This window comes from Arthrobacter sp. zg-Y844, from assembly GCF_024385465.1.
GTDB lineage: Bacteria > Actinomycetota > Actinomycetes > Actinomycetales > Micrococcaceae > Arthrobacter_B.
Genome location: NZ_JANFLS010000004.1, coordinates 65236 through 78505 on the forward strand (window position 1 = coordinate 65236; position 13270 = coordinate 78505).

General features: G+C 66.1%; 15 protein-coding genes. 5 read left to right on the forward strand and 10 right to left on the reverse strand.

The genetic code is table 11. The annotated features are described in order from the left end of the window. Nucleotides 1–119: 119 nt before the first annotated feature. Nucleotides 120–1136, forward strand: a complete 1017-nt coding sequence (locus tag NNX35_RS12750; RefSeq protein WP_255766894.1) for a zinc-binding dehydrogenase — start codon at nucleotides 120–122, stop codon at nucleotides 1134–1136. A 9-nt stretch (nucleotides 1137–1145) separates the two neighbouring features. Here the strand turns inward: NNX35_RS12750 and NNX35_RS12755 are convergent, their stop codons facing one another. Next, nucleotides 1146–1796, reverse strand: a complete 651-nt coding sequence (locus NNX35_RS12755; protein ID WP_255767252.1) for an NADPH-dependent F420 reductase — start codon at nucleotides 1794–1796, stop codon at nucleotides 1146–1148. Nucleotides 1797–1903: 107 nt separating this feature from the next. Here NNX35_RS12755 and NNX35_RS12760 point away from each other — a divergent pair, with 107 nt between their 5' ends. Continuing rightward, the gene (locus tag NNX35_RS12760; protein WP_255766895.1) at nucleotides 1904–3001 is read left to right on the forward strand and encodes a HoxN/HupN/NixA family nickel/cobalt transporter; all 1098 of its coding nucleotides are present in this window, start codon (nucleotides 1904–1906) and stop codon (nucleotides 2999–3001) included. 38 nt (nucleotides 3002–3039) lie between these two features. Here NNX35_RS12760 and NNX35_RS12765 read toward each other — a convergent pair whose 3' ends face one another. The 7 genes from NNX35_RS12765 to NNX35_RS12795 are packed head-to-tail and all read right to left on the reverse strand — an operon-like array spanning nucleotide 3040 to nucleotide 8416. Beyond that, on the reverse strand, nucleotides 3040–3762 hold the full coding sequence (locus NNX35_RS12765) for an ATP-binding cassette domain-containing protein (RefSeq protein WP_255766896.1): 723 nt from the start codon (nucleotides 3760–3762) through the stop codon (nucleotides 3040–3042). A 32-nt stretch (nucleotides 3763–3794) separates the two neighbouring features. After that, complete coding sequence (locus tag NNX35_RS12770) at nucleotides 3795–4649, reverse strand: urease accessory protein UreD (protein WP_255867969.1); 855 nt, start codon at nucleotides 4647–4649, stop codon at nucleotides 3795–3797. Nucleotides 4650–4653: 4 nt separating this feature from the next. Beyond that, nucleotides 4654–5406 (reverse strand): urease accessory protein UreG, encoded by a 753-nt coding sequence (gene ureG / locus NNX35_RS12775; RefSeq protein ID WP_255863513.1) that lies wholly within the window; start codon nucleotides 5404–5406, stop codon nucleotides 4654–4656. Next, on the reverse strand, nucleotides 5399–6082 hold the full coding sequence (locus NNX35_RS12780) for an urease accessory protein UreF (RefSeq protein ID WP_255766899.1): 684 nt from the start codon (nucleotides 6080–6082) through the stop codon (nucleotides 5399–5401). Before NNX35_RS12780 ends, ureG begins: the two co-directional genes overlap by 8 nt. Before the next feature lie 8 nt (nucleotides 6083–6090). Then, nucleotides 6091–7797, reverse strand: coding sequence for an urease subunit alpha (locus NNX35_RS12785; RefSeq protein ID WP_255766900.1), 1707 nt, complete (start codon nucleotides 7795–7797; stop codon nucleotides 6091–6093). A 2-nt stretch (nucleotides 7798–7799) separates the two neighbouring features. Further along, nucleotides 7800–8117 (reverse strand): urease subunit beta, encoded by a 318-nt coding sequence (locus NNX35_RS12790; protein ID WP_304659956.1) that lies wholly within the window; start codon nucleotides 8115–8117, stop codon nucleotides 7800–7802. After that, nucleotides 8114–8416: an urease subunit gamma gene (locus NNX35_RS12795; RefSeq protein ID WP_255766901.1), complete on the reverse strand. Its 303-nt coding sequence runs from the start codon at nucleotides 8414–8416 to the stop codon at nucleotides 8114–8116. The genes NNX35_RS12790 and NNX35_RS12795 overlap by 4 nt, the downstream gene beginning before the upstream one ends. Before the next feature lie 96 nt (nucleotides 8417–8512). On the opposite strand from NNX35_RS12795, the gene NNX35_RS12800 reads away from it, so the two are divergent. Further along, a complete protein-coding gene (locus NNX35_RS12800; protein WP_255766902.1) occupies nucleotides 8513–9262 on the forward strand; it encodes a sulfite exporter TauE/SafE family protein in 750 nt (249 codons plus the stop codon). A 12-nt stretch (nucleotides 9263–9274) separates the two neighbouring features. Here the strand turns inward: NNX35_RS12800 and NNX35_RS16215 are convergent, their stop codons facing one another. After that, nucleotides 9275–9913, reverse strand: coding sequence for a hypothetical protein (locus NNX35_RS16215; protein ID WP_370647054.1), 639 nt, complete (start codon nucleotides 9911–9913; stop codon nucleotides 9275–9277). A 197-nt stretch (nucleotides 9914–10110) separates the two neighbouring features. Between NNX35_RS16215 and NNX35_RS12810 the strand changes: the two genes are divergently transcribed. Continuing rightward, entirely contained in the window at nucleotides 10111–11007 is an 897-nt protein-coding gene (locus NNX35_RS12810) for a phosphodiesterase (protein WP_255766903.1), read from the forward strand. Here the strand turns inward: NNX35_RS12810 and NNX35_RS12815 are convergent. Continuing rightward, nucleotides 11004–11429 (reverse strand): pyridoxamine 5'-phosphate oxidase family protein, encoded by a 426-nt coding sequence (locus tag NNX35_RS12815; protein ID WP_255766904.1) that lies wholly within the window; start codon nucleotides 11427–11429, stop codon nucleotides 11004–11006. The genes NNX35_RS12810 and NNX35_RS12815 overlap by 4 nt on opposite strands. A gap of 142 nt (nucleotides 11430–11571) precedes the next feature. Between NNX35_RS12815 and NNX35_RS12820 the strand changes: the two genes are divergently transcribed. Further along, the gene (locus NNX35_RS12820; protein ID WP_255766905.1) at nucleotides 11572–13245 is read left to right on the forward strand and encodes a catalase; all 1674 of its coding nucleotides are present in this window, start codon (nucleotides 11572–11574) and stop codon (nucleotides 13243–13245) included. Nucleotides 13246–13270: the final 25 nt, after the last annotated feature.

Below are 13270 nucleotides of genomic sequence, written 5' to 3' on the forward strand. Positions count from 1 at the left end.
GGGCAGGAGGGCGGCATCCGGTAGCGGGTGCCGCCTTTTTGCGCATTGGCGGCACCGGCAGATAATGAGAACTGCGGCCGCGTCTGCTCCCGCAGTTCTCAGCTCAGAAGAGGTTTTCCATGTCTAACGGCACCATGATTGCAGGACGGCTCAACGTAGAGACCGGCACCTTCGCCATGCAGGAAGTTCCGATTCCCGATCCTGGCCCGGGCTTCGTGCGCATCAAGGTCGGAGCCGCGGGCGTGTGCCTGTCCGACGTCCACCTGATCCAGGGCCTGCTGCGTCCGCAGTTCCTCCAGGGCAACGAGGTCACCCTCGGCCACGAGGTGGCCGGCACCGTGGACCTTCCCGGTGCAGGTGTCACCTCCGTTGCTCCCGGCGACCGGGTGGTGGTGCAGGCCGGGTACGAATACAACGGCGTCACGCTCACGATGGGCGTTGACTACGACGGCGGCTGGGCCGAGTACCTCGTGGTTCCCGCCGGTGTGCTGGTGCCGCTGGGTGATGACATTCCCTTCGACCAGGCGTCCATCATTCCCGACGCCGTGTCCACTCCTTGGGCTGCCATTGCCTCCACTGCTGAAGTGCGCGCCGGTGAAGCAGTGGGCGTCTGGGGCATCGGCGGGCTCGGTGCGCACGGTGTCCAGCTGCTGCGCCTGATTGGTGCCGCGCCCATCATTGCCGTTGATCCCATCCCCGAGGCCCGGGAGCGTGCCCTGGAATTCGGTGCCGATCTGGCGCTTGATCCGATGGCGGAGGACTTCTCGGACGCGATGAAGGCCGCCACCGCCGGACAGGGGCTCGACGTCGCCCTGGACTTCGCCGGTGTTGACGCCGTCCGGACCCAGGCCATCAACTGCCTGGGCCGGAGCGGACGCCTCGTGCTCGTGGGTCTGTCCGGCAAGCCGATGACCATCAATGACAGCACCGGTTTCTCCTTCGCACGCAAGCAGATCCGCGGCCATTACGGCTCGGACGCGCACCACGTGCCGCAGCTGGTGTCTCTGGCCCGGCTGGGCCGGCTCGATTTCGCCAAGTCCGTCAGTGCGCGCATCCCGCTGGCCGACGCCGAGCAGGCGGTCAAGGCGCTCGACGCGAAGGAAGGCAACCCGATCCGCCTGGTGCTGATCCCGTAGCGTCGTCCGCTACGGCATGTCTGCGTAGCGGACGGCATTGGCAAGGGCTTGTTCCAGCCCCTTGGTATCCAGCGCCTTCACATAGGCAGGTGTGTCGCGCTGCCAGCGCCAGCCTTCGGCCAGCGGACCGGCGTTGACGACGTCGAACCCGAATTCGCGAATCAGGGACGTCACCAGTTCTTTGGACGCCGCGTCGTTGCCGGCAATCGGCAGCGCGCGGCGGTTCGGCGTTCCGGCGGGGGTAGCCTGGCTGGTCAAGTGATCGGCCGCGATGTTGTTGAACGCCTTCACCACGTGCGAATCGGGCAGGTGGTTCTGCAGGAGTTCGCTGGTGGTGAGGGACTCGTCGTCGAGCTCGGCGATGTTCCCGTCCCGCTGGGGGTAGTAGTTCATGGTGTCGATGACGGTCTTGCCGCGCAGTTCCTCCACCGGCACATCCGCGTAGTTCTTCAACGGGATGCTCACCACCACTACGTCTGAGGCTTTCGCGGCTTCGGCCGGGGTGGCTGCGCGGGCATGCCCGCCCAATTCCATGATGAGTGCCTGGAGGGTCTCGGGGTCCCGCGAGTTACTGAGGACGACGTCGTACCCCTGCTTCACGGCGAGCCGCGCCAACTGTGAACCGATGTTCCCGCTGCCGACAAAACCGATGGTCCGAATACGAGGTGTGCTCTCCAGTGTGCTCATAAAGGCATAACCGAGGAGGCTGCCAAATATTCCGACCCCGCTGTTACGTCGCGGAAATCTACGTTCCCTACGATCGGCCCATGACTGCACCCTCCCGTCCCATTGCCCTGTCTGGTCCAGCCGCCCCGCACGACCCCCGCCGTCGTCGGACACTGGCGTGGATGGGGCTCGCCGTCCTCGCGCTGCACCTGCTGGGGTGGGGCGGTTTCCTGCTGGCGGTCGCACCGCACGGATACAGCACGGCCGCCGGATCAGGGTTCGGCGCCGGACTTGCCTTGACCGCCTACCTGCTGGGCGTGCGGCATGCATTCGATGCGGACCATATCGCGGCGATCGATAACACGAGCCGGAAACTGGCTGCCGGTGGCGACCCGCCGGTCTCGACCGGGTTCTGGTTTGCCCTGGGCCATTCAACCGTTGTGCTGCTCGCCGTCGGACTGCTCGCGGCCGGCGTTGACGCAGTCGCCGGGCAGCTCACCGACGATGCCTCGGTGCTTCGACAGTTTTCCGGGGTGTGGGGGCCGGCTGTTTCCGGCACCTTCCTGCTGGCAATCGGGGCCATCAACCTGCTGGCACTGCGCGGCATTGTCCGGGCGTACCGGAAACTACGGGACGGGAGATACAACGAGGTCGAGCTGGAGCGGACGCTGGATCAGCGCGGATTGGTTGCCCGGATGCTGGCTCCGGTGGCACGCCGCGTGGATAAGGCCTGGAAGCTGTATCCACTCGGGTTCCTGTTCGGGCTCGGGCTGGACACCGCCACCACCATCGGCCTGTTTGTGGTGGCGGGCGGCGCCGTCGTCGTCCTGCCGTGGCAGGCGGTGATGGTGCTGCCGCTGCTGTTCACCGCGGGCATGGTCCTTTTCGATTCGCTGGACGGGATCCTCATGAGCCGGGTGTACCGGTGGGCCTTCGACTCTCCAAAACGGAAGCTGTTCTACAACCTGGTCATTACAGCCGTTTCGGTGCTGGCTGCCTTCGGCGTCGGCGCATGGGTGCTTGGCGGACTGTTCACCGAGACACTGGCGCTGGAATCGGGCCCCGTCGCGTGGCTGGGGAACCTGAACCTGGAGTATCTCGGCTTCTCAGTGGTGGGTCTGTTTGTTGGCGTCTGGGGAATTGCCTACGCATTTTGGCGGGTCTCGGGGGAGCGGCTGGCTGCGGCAGAGAAGGGCTGAGTCCGCCGCACCGGCAGCGGCTTAGTGGAGCCGGCCCGCTAGATCCGCCGCAGGTAGCGTTCCGGACCGTTGAGGAAACTCTTCCAATAGGTCACCAGATCGAGTTCGTCCCACTGACGCTCCCGGAATCCCCATGGACCCAGCTCGAGGATCCGGGCTCCCGGAAGCGCAGCGAGCAGCGGCGAGTGGGTGGAGAGCAGGACCTGCGACTTGCCGTCCGCAAGTTTGTCCTTCAGGACACCCAGCAGTGCCAGGCAGCCGGAGAAGGACAACGCGGATTCGGGCTCGTCCAGCACCCACAGCCCCGGGCCGCGGAACCTGTCCTCCGCCAGCGCCAGGAAGGATTCCCCGTGCGAGAGGGAATGGAACTCCACATCCAGACGGGATGTGGAGGGGTTCTCCTCCAAGTAGGTGAAGAAACCGTGCATGGTCTCGGCCCGCAGGAAGTAGCCCCGCTTCGTCCCGCCGGGATTACGGACCAGCTGCAGGTGGCGGCTGAGCTCTGATTCGGTGCTGCGGGTGGTGTGGCGGGCACCGGTGGAACCGCCTTCGGGGGAGAGGCCAAATGCCAGTGCCACCGATTCGATCAGCGTGGACTTGCCGGACCCGTTTTCGCCCACCAAGACTGTGGCCTGGGCAAGGTCAAGGCCCGCCTTCAGCAGCTGCGCCACCGGCGGGAGGGTTGCAGGCCACTTCTGCCGGTCCAGGGGTTCCAAGGGGTGCTCCCGAACCTGGCGGATGGGGTATCGGTCCGTGAACATACGCAGATTCTGCCACGAACAGGTGCACCGGATCAGGCAGGGGCCTCACCGCGCAGCTGGTCCTTCCACGACCGGTAGACGGGGTCGGTTTCCCGTGCGGCTTCATGTGCCGTATCCGAAAGCGCCCGGATCACTGCTCCCTCCGCCGCTAAATCCAGGCGCCGTGCACTGCCGTCACCCCGCCCGGCGCCGTTACCGGGCCTGGGGCCGCCGACCGGCCCGGCGCCGTTCGGATGCAGGGACTGCGGCCGCCAACCGGCCGCCGTCGCACTGGACAGCACCTTGGCGGTGCCGAGGACGCCGACGGCGCGTTGCCGGGTGCCGCGCAGGTCAAGGTCTTCGTACAGGTAGTCCCCGTTCGGGCCGGTCAACCGGGTGATGCTCCGCAGCGGCCCGGCCTCCTCTCCGGAGCGGCCAAGGACCAGCGTTTCGCGGAGCAACACCCGGGCGCCGACGCCCAGCTTCACACGGGTTTCACGCAGCACGTTGGATCCGGCGGCAGCCACAAACGGTGCTCCCTCCCAGATCAGCACCGCGCCCTCGTCCAGCACCGCCTCGAGCGTCCAGCGGGCCTGCTTGCCTTCGGCGTCGTAGGCCACCATGCCGGCCGGCTCGACCACTTCCAAGGTGACACCCGGACCCACAGCCACCTCAATCCGGACGTCGTCTCCGCCGAGCAGCATCATGTGGATGCCGATCAGTGCCACCCGCAGCTGCCGTGCCCCGGAGCCCCCGGAACCGCCGGAACCCCCGGCAACCGGACGGGGCGCCAGATAATGCCCCTGATCCAGGAGCGCGAAACGTGCTCCCTCCCCGGAGGGTTCCACCGCGATACGGGTAGGCCGCTGCCCGGCGGGGTGCGCGCCGGACGGTGCGGAAGAAGGCACCCGCTCAGTGCTGGTGGACAGTGTCTTCATCCCCGTGCGCGTGGACAAACCCGCCGTCTTCGTCCGCATGGAAATGCGGCGCCATGGGTCCGGGGTCCTGCGGCGTATGCTGCCCGGATCGGTGCAGTGCCACCAGCCCGCGGACCCAGGCGCAGAGTTCGTCTACGGTGTCCTGCTGTTTGCGGGAAAGGGCCAGCACCGGAGCGCCGTCCCGTGCCTCGACGGCGTCCGCCACCATTTGTTCCACGTCCACTTCCACGTACGGAGCCAGGTCTATCTTGTTGATCACCAGCAGATCGGCACGGGCAATACCCGGTCCGCCCTTCCGCGCGACGTCGCCGCCGCCGGCAACGTCCAGCACAAAGATCTGTGCGTCCACCAAGGCAGGGGAGAAGGTGGCTGTGAGGTTGTCGCCGCCGCTTTCGACCAGGACGAGGTCCAGCGGCGCGAAGTCGGACTCCAGGTCCTCCACGGCGAGCAGGTTGGTGGTCACGTCATCGCGGATGGCCGTGTGCGGGCAGGCACCGGTTTCCACTGCGCGGATACGCTCCTCCGGAAGCACACCCGCGGAGCGCAGGAACCGGGCATCCTCATCCGTGTAGATGTCGTTGGTGATCACGCCGATCTGCAGCTCGCCGGCCATGGACCGGCAGATCGTGGCAATCAGCGAGCTCTTGCCGGTACCGACCGGACCGGCAACTCCCAGGCGCAGTGAACGGGTGGACGGGGCAGCAGCGGGGAACGAATTGTCAGGCAACGAATAGTCTCCTTGTTCTAGTGGTGTGGTCTTCGGCCCAGTGCTCCATCAACGGGGCGCTGAGGGCGGGAATATCGTCTAAGCCGCCAATGAGCAGCGACTCCACGGCGACAGCGTCGATCTCTCCGGCGGCGTCCAGGATCCAGGCGGTGGCATCCATCGGATCGATGGGCAGCAGCTTCAGGGCAGCTGCCACCACCGACTGCGCATCGTCGTAGCAGCAGAGCCGGGCGAGCTGCAGCTCGCCGACGCCGAGCGCAGCGGCAGTCACGCCCAGGGCCACGGGCCGGGTGGGCCGCGGGACGGTCCGCTGCAGCTCGACGACGGCGGGAGAGTCCGGTCTCAGCTTCCCGGCCAGTCGCAGCATGCCCCGGCCCAGACGGCGCGAGGCTTCCCGCTGCGCAGCGGAGGGCGTCCGCGCGTCGAGGGCAGCTTCGATCCGGGCAAAGCTGATGCCCGCTGCGCCGCAGGCGGACCGGTGCGCCAGCACCGCGGCGGCGGTTTCCACCCGGACCACTGTGTGCAGCCGGGCGAGCAGGTAGGGATACACGCCGTCGACCCCAAGGCCGGCCAGGACCGCAGGCTCCAGGCCCGCCGAATGTGAGTACGCCCCGGAGGGCAACCGCGAATCGGCCAGCAGGAAAGCCGCAACACCGACGTCGGGAGCTGGCAGCATCGCTTCCACTAGAACAGCGAGTAGCGCTGGGTCAGGGGCAGCTCGGACGCGGGGGCCGGTTCAATGACCTGCCCGTCGATGCTGACCATAAAGGTTTCCGGGTTCACCTGGATATCCGGCAGCGCCGTGTTGTTCGGCAGCGACGCCTTGGTGACGTCCCGGGTGGAGCGGATGGCGGTCAGTGTGCGGGTCAGCCCGAGGCGGTCCGCCAATCCGTCGTCGAGCGCGGCCGGCGCCACGAAGGAGGTGGACAGATGCGGTGCCGACGACGCGGTTCCCGCCAGTGCTTCCCGCATCCAGACGGGCTGGGGCGTGGGCAGGGTGGCATTGGGGTCACCCATCTGGCCAGCCACAATGGCTCCGCCCTTGATCACCAGGGTGGGGCGGATGCCGAAGAACGCCGGATCCCACAGCACCAGGTCCGCCATTTTGCCGATCTCGACGGATCCGACCTCGTGGTCGATGCCGTGCGCCACGGCCGGACAGATGGTGTATTTGGCAATGTAACGGCGCACCCGCTCGTTGTCGGCCGGAAGCTGTGAGTGCGTGGCGCCCATGTACTCCTTCATCACGTGCGCCACCTGCCACGTGCGGGTGATCGTTTCGCCGATGCGTCCCATGGCCTGGGCGTCGGAGGAGGTAATGGACATGGCGCCGAGGTCCTGGAGGACGTCCTCGGCCATCATGGTGTTGGCCCGGATCCGGGACTCGGCAAATGCCAGGTCCTCGGGGATCCGGGGATTCAGGTGATGGCAGACCATCAGCATGTCCAGGTGCTCCGCCACGGTGTTGACCGTGAAGGGGAGGGTCGGGTTGGTCGACGCCGGCAGCACGTTCGCGGCGGCAGCCACTGTGATGATGTCCGGAGCGTGCCCGCCGCCGGCACCCTCGGCGTGGAACACATGGATGCCGCGGCCGTTGATCGCCTCCAGCGTGTTCTGCACATAGCCGGCCTCGTTCAGGGAATCCGCGTGCAGGGCCACCTGGACGCCCCACCGCTCCGCGGCGGTCAGCGCGGCATCGATGGCGGCCGGCGTCGAGCCCCAGTCCTCGTGGACCTTGTAGCCCGCGGCTCCGGCCAGGGCCTGCTCTTCCAGCGAGGCCTGGCTGACGGTGTTTCCCTTGCCGTACAGCAGGAAGTTCAGCGGGAGGTGGTCCAGTGCCCGGTGCATCACCTGCAGGTTCCAGGCGCCCGGGGTCACCGTCGTCGCCTTGGATCCTTCGGCCGGTCCGGTGCCGCCGCCGCCCACGGTCGTGATGCCGGAGGCAAGCGCTTCCCGCAGGGCGTCCGTGCCCAGCAGATGGACGTGGGTGTCGATACCGCCGGCCGTGAGGATCCGGCGCTCGCCGGAAATGATCTCGGTTCCGGGGCCGATGACCAGCGCCGGATCGATTCGGTCCATGATGTCCGGGTTGCCCGACTTCCCGATGCCCGTTATCCGGCCGTTCCGGACCCCGACGTCGGCGCGCACAATGCCCCAGTGGTCCACGATGACGACGTTGGTGATCACCAGGTCCGGAGCGCCCTCGGCGGAGGTCCGGGTGGACTGGGCCATGGACTCGCGGATGTTCTTGCCGCCGCCGAAGACGGATTCGTCCCCGCCGAAGGTGTAATCCTGTTCCGGGCTGATCCAGAGATCGGTATCGCCCAGCCGGATCGAATCGCCCGTGGTGGGGCCGTACAGGTGGGCGTATTCGTGCCTGCTGATCCGCATGTTCAGGCCCCTTCCTGCGCGGTACCCCGGAGTTGAAGGCCGGGAACGGTGCCGGTGCCCGCCAACCGGACGAGGGTGACCTCGCGGGAGGCACCGGGTTCGAAGCGGACGGCCGTACCCGCCGGGACTTCCAGCCGGAAGCCGACGGCGGCATCCCGGTCGAAGCGCAGCACCGGATTCACGTCCGCGAAATGGAAGTGGGAGCCGATCTGGACCGGACGGTCGCCGTCGTTGGTCACCACCAGGCTGCGGGTTTCACGTCCGGCATTGATCTCTACGTCTCCCTGCGCGGTACGGATCTCACCCGGCACCAGGTTCATGAGATCGGGTCCGTAATAGTGACCAGCTTTCGGCCGTCAGGAAACGTGGCTTCAATCTGCAGATCCGGAATCATTTCCGGCACCCCTTCCAACACTTCGTCGCGGCGCAGGACCGAGCGTCCCTCGCTCATCAGGTCGGCGACCAGCCCGCCCTCGCGTGCCCGTTCCATCACCCAGCAGGAAAGCAGGGCCACGGCCTCGGGGTAGTTGAGCCGGATGCCGCGTTCGCGGCGGTCCCGTGCCACCATGCCGGCAACGCTAAGCAGCAGCTTGTCCTTATCAGCGGGAGTGAGGAACATGCGCCGATTCTGCCACCGGGTTGTTTCCGTCGTGTTGCGTAATTTGCGTATGCGGAGGAATTGGGAGCCTGCAGTTTTCCGCCATAGACTTCGGCAGTGAATTCCGGACTGCTGCTGGCCATCTTGATCGCCGTCTTTGTTGGGGGAATCGCGCAGCGTGTGGCCGGGATTGGTTTCGGGCTGCTGCTGGCGCCGTTCTTCATTGTTGCCCTCGGCCCGTACCCGGGTGTCGTGGTAACCAATGTTTGCGGGATGCTCGCCGCCGGTCTGGTGATCCGGCACGTCTGGCAGCGAATCGACTGGAAAATGTACGCCTCGCTGGCCGTCCCGGCGGCGCTCGGCGTCGTGCTGGGAACGTATGCGGCATCGGTCCTTCCAGTGGGACCGCTGGAAATCGGGGTCGGAATATTCATGCTCGCCGCCCTGACTTCATCCCTGGTGCTGAACCGCACCGAGGTGGTGCTGCGTGGAGGTTCGCCGAAAACTGCTGCAGGACTTCTGGCCGGCATCAGCAACTCCATGGCCGGAGCAGGGGTTCCGGCCGTGAGCGCCTACGCGGTACTGGCCCGGTGGCCGCAGGCCTCTTTCATGGCAACCATGCAGCCCTTCCTTGCCACCCTGAGCATCGTGACACTGGCGGCCCACGCCGTGGTGGACCCGGGGGAGTGGCCGCAGCTTGCCTGGTGGATCTGGGCACTGCTGGGCATCCTCACGGTGGCCGGGCTTCGAGCCGGAAGCCGGCTGGCACCGCACGTTCCCGAGTCCACGGCCCGCCGCGTCGTCGTTATCCTGGCCTATCTCGGAGCCGTATCCGCCCTGGTGAAGGGGATCATCGACCTGCAGTAGCCGCGCTGGAGCCTATTTGCCGCCGGACTTCCCGGCACGGTCCTTGGCGGCCTTGGCAACCTTCACGGCTGCAGCGGCCTTGGCGACCTTCACGGCCTTTCCGTGCTTGTCGGCTTTGGCAGCCTTCGCAGCCTTCTCAGTCTTGGCGGCTTTGGCGGCCTTGGCGGCTTTGGCAGCACCCTTGGCCCCGACCGCTGCTGCGGTACCCATCACCGGCGTCGGAACCGTGACGACCTTGACCTTGGTCTTCGGCCGCTTGCGGTCCAGGACCAGTGCGGCCGCAATGCCGGCCATCCAGGTGTCCTTCGCCAGCCCGAGGCCGTCGGGGGTGGGGCGGATGCCGTCTGCCTCGGTCATTCCCGGCGTCATGAGGTACATCCGCACCATGCCGCCCGAGAAACAGCCGAGCATGAGCCCGGCCAGACGGCTGGGGACGAACGGGAGCAGCAGGGACAGCCCCACGCAGATCTCGGCCGTGCTGAGCAGCTTGCCGAATTTCGCCGGTTCAATGTCCTGTACCTGGGGAAAGGCATGGGCGGCCATCTGCTGCAGGTAGGCCGCGTTTTCGGCATCCATATTGCGCTTGTTGAGGCCGGAGTTGAGGATGTAGGCGCCGGTGGTCAGGCGCAGGGGAATGTGGCTGAGTTTCATGGGGGTCCCTTCACAGACGATGCAATTCCGAGCCTACGGCCGCCGCGGTGCCTGCGCCAGAGTAGACGCTGGAACGAACGGTGGCGAAGAGCGGGGCAAAAATGTCCGAAACGCGGGGGAACAGGTTACTCACCGGTCGCCATCTCTGCTTTCATAAAGGGGTACGCTGCAGCAGCTGTCGACACAAGAAGGTTCCGATGGAATACCTCCCGGGTGAGCATCCTCGCCCGCGTCATTTCCTCCTCCATCTCAGCGACACGCACCTGCTCGGGGGTGACAACCGCCTGTATGGCGCAGTGGACAGCCATGCCAAACTCCGTGCGCTTTTCGCCCGCCTCGAAGACAGCGGACAACGGCCCGAAGCTCTGATTTTCACCGGCGACCTGGCGGACCGCGGGGAAGCCGGCGCCTACGCCAAGCTCCGGGAGATCGTTCTCCCTGCGGCTGAGCGGATGGGCGCCCGGGTGATCTGGGCGATGGGCAACCACGACAACCGCGCGGCTTTCCGCCAGGTCCTGCTGGACGAGGCCCCGGAAATGTCACCCGTGGACCAGGTGCACCACCTCGGCGGGCTGCGGATCATCACCCTGGACACCACGGTCCCGGACCACCACCACGGGGAGCTCAGCGACGGCCAGCTTGCCTGGCTGCGCCGTGAACTGCAGACGGCCGCTCCGGAGGGAACCATCCTCGCAATGCACCATCCGCCGGTCCCCAGCGTGCAGGACCTCTCCGTCCTGGTCGAACTGCGGCAGCAGCACCGGCTTGCAGGCGTCCTGGCGGGCAGCGACGTCCGGGCCATCATTGCCGGGCACCTGCACTATTCGACGTTCGGGACCTTCGCCGGAATCCCCGTGTCCGTGGCGTCAGCCACCTGTTACACGCAGGACCTCACGACGCCGGGAACCCGAGGCCAAGACGCGGGCCAGGGCTACAACATGGTCCACCTCTACGAAGATTCGGTGGTGCACTCCGTGGTGCCTTTGGAGGAAAGCGGCACCGTGGGGGAGCAGGTGGGGCCGGAGGAAACCGCTGCCCGCCTGGCGGAAGCAGGTATCCGGCTACCAGATGCGCTCACACTGACATCCGCCTAGTCCCGGGACGGCTCCGGACCCAGGTTGAAGAACCGGCCGGTGACGGTTTCGGGCACAATCTCCACGTAGCGGTACTTCTCCGTCCGAACCCAGGGCTGCAGGGGAAGGCTGTCCGCCGCTTCGATCTCGGCGCCCGTCTCCAGGAAGCGGGTTGTCCCCTTGACGACGACGGACCAGGCCTGATCGCTGTGGACGCCGTCGGCTTCGAACGCGACGTACGTATTGACCGCCATTTCCGCCAGCTTCGTGCCCGGCGCGGTGCGAAGGAGGAGCACGCCGTCGTGTGCCAGATAGTTGATGGGATAGATGCTGGGCCGGTTCGCCACACTGACCGCCAGGCGGCCGTGGTGGGTGTGTTCCAAGTACTTCCAGCTCTGTTCATCAGACAGTTCAACGACCGGGGGAAGCTCTTCATTAGTCATGCACTCAGTGTGCCAACGGTGTCCGACCACCGCCACCATCAGGTTGCTTATGAACTTGACTCTGTCCCGGCACTTGCAAGAGAGTGGACTAGGTAGTATTGCCCCGCCAGCAATAAACCTCACCACCGAGGAGCACACGTTTATGACAGATGCAGGACAGCAGCATTCCACTTCCGGCCAGAACGACGCCGGAGACCCGAAGACCCTGACCACACGCCAGGGACACCCGGTCTACGACAACCAGAACACCCGGACCGTGGGAGCCCGTGGCCCGGCCACGCTTGAGAACTACCAGCTCCTCGAGAAGATCAGCCACTTCGACCGTGAGCGGATCCCCGAGCGCGTAGTCCATGCCCGCGGTTTCGTGGCGTACGGCGAGTTCGAGGCTTCCGGCAAGTGGGGCGACGAGCCCATTGCCAAGTACACCCGCGCCAAGCTTTTCTCCGAGCCGGGCAAGAAGACCGATGTTGCCATCCGTTTCTCTTCCGTGATCGGCGGACGTGACTCCTCCGAGGCCGCACGCGACCCCCGCGGCTTCGCCGTCAAGTTCTACACCGAAGACGGCAACTGGGACATGGTCGGCAACAACCTGGGTGTCTTCTTCATCCGCGATGCCATCAAGTTCCCGGACGTGATCCACTCCCTGAAGCCGGACCCCGTCACGTTCCGCCAGGAACCGGCCCGCATCTTCGACTTCATGTCGCAGACTCCCGAAGCCATGCACATGCTGGTCAACCTCTTCAGCCCGCGCGGCATCCCCGCGGACTACCGCCACATGCAGGGCTTCGGCGTGAACACCTACCGCTGGGTCAACGCCGCCGGCGAATCGAAGCTGGTCAAGTACCACTGGCTCCCGCAGCAGGGCGTGAAGTCCCTGACCGAGGAAGACGCCGCGAACATCCAGGCCAACGACCTGGGCCACGCCTCGAAGGACCTCTACGAGGCCATCGAACGCGGCGACTACCCCAAGTGGGACCTGTACGTTCAGCTCATGGATGACCACGATCATCCGGAACTGGACTTCGATCCGCTGGACGACACCAAGACCTGGCCGGAGCAGGAGTTTGAGCCCAAGTACGTGGGCACCATGACCCTGAACCGCAACATCACGGACCACCACAACGAAAACGAGCAGATCGCTTTCGGTACCGGTGTCCTGGTGGACGGGCTGGACTTTTCCGACGACAAGATGCTCGTTGGCCGTACGTTCAGCTACTCCGATACGCAGCGCTACCGCGTAGGCCCGAACTACCTGCAGCTTCCGGTGAACTCCGCGAAGAACGCACGCGTCGCCACCAACCAGCGCGGCGGCCAGATGTCCTTCGGCACCGACCTCGCGCCGGGCCAGAACCCGCACGTGAACTACGAGCCGAACATCACCGGCGGCCTGCAGGAAGCAGCCAAGCCGGAGCAGGCCGAAGTTGGCCCCGAGCCTGAGGGCCGCCTGACCCGCGCCCGCCTGCCCCGCACGAACGATTACATGCAGGCCGGCCAGCGCTACCAGCTGATGGAGCAGTGGGAGAAGGACGACCTGGTCGCCAACTTCGTTGCCAACGTCGGCCAGGCTGTCCGTCCGGTGCAGGAGCGCATGCTCTGGCACTTCTACATGAGCGATGACGAGCTGGGCGCACGCGTCGGCGAGGGCCTGGGCATCAGCTTGGACGAGATCAAGGATCTCGGCCCGCTGGCTACCCAGACACTCAACGAGGAAGAAACCGAGCGCATGAAGAACCTGGGCCACAACGGTCCCCGGAACGTCGAAGGCCTCACCATGACCCACTGCGTGCCCAATGAGCACGTGGTAGTTACCCGGTAAGGAACTTCCACAAACAACGACGGCG

Excerpts from the sequence above, each read along its gene's own strand:
- NNX35_RS12790 (WP_304659956.1), bottom strand. The coding sequence starts at position 8,117 with ATGAACCTGGTGCCGGGTGAGATCCGTACCGCGCAGGGAGACGTAGAG.
- NNX35_RS12765 (WP_255766896.1), bottom strand. The coding sequence starts at position 3,762 with ATGTTCACGGACCGATACCCCATCCGCCAGGTTCGGGAGCACCCCTTG.
- NNX35_RS12810 (WP_255766903.1), top strand. The coding sequence starts at position 10,111 with ATGGAATACCTCCCGGGTGAGCATCCTCGCCCGCGTCATTTCCTCCTC.
- NNX35_RS16215 (WP_370647054.1), bottom strand. The coding sequence starts at position 9,913 with ATGAAACTCAGCCACATTCCCCTGCGCCTGACCACCGGCGCCTACATC.
- NNX35_RS12750 (WP_255766894.1), top strand. The coding sequence starts at position 120 with ATGTCTAACGGCACCATGATTGCAGGACGGCTCAACGTAGAGACCGGC.
- NNX35_RS12785 (WP_255766900.1), bottom strand. The coding sequence starts at position 7,797 with ATGCGGATCAGCAGGCACGAATACGCCCACCTGTACGGCCCCACCACG.
- NNX35_RS12795 (WP_255766901.1), bottom strand. The coding sequence starts at position 8,416 with ATGTTCCTCACTCCCGCTGATAAGGACAAGCTGCTGCTTAGCGTTGCC.
- NNX35_RS12760 (WP_255766895.1), top strand. The coding sequence starts at position 1,904 with ATGACTGCACCCTCCCGTCCCATTGCCCTGTCTGGTCCAGCCGCCCCG.
- NNX35_RS12780 (WP_255766899.1), bottom strand. The coding sequence starts at position 6,082 with ATGCTGCCAGCTCCCGACGTCGGTGTTGCGGCTTTCCTGCTGGCCGAT.
- NNX35_RS12815 (WP_255766904.1), bottom strand. The coding sequence starts at position 11,429 with ATGACTAATGAAGAGCTTCCCCCGGTCGTTGAACTGTCTGATGAACAG.
- NNX35_RS12820 (WP_255766905.1), top strand. The coding sequence starts at position 11,572 with ATGACAGATGCAGGACAGCAGCATTCCACTTCCGGCCAGAACGACGCC.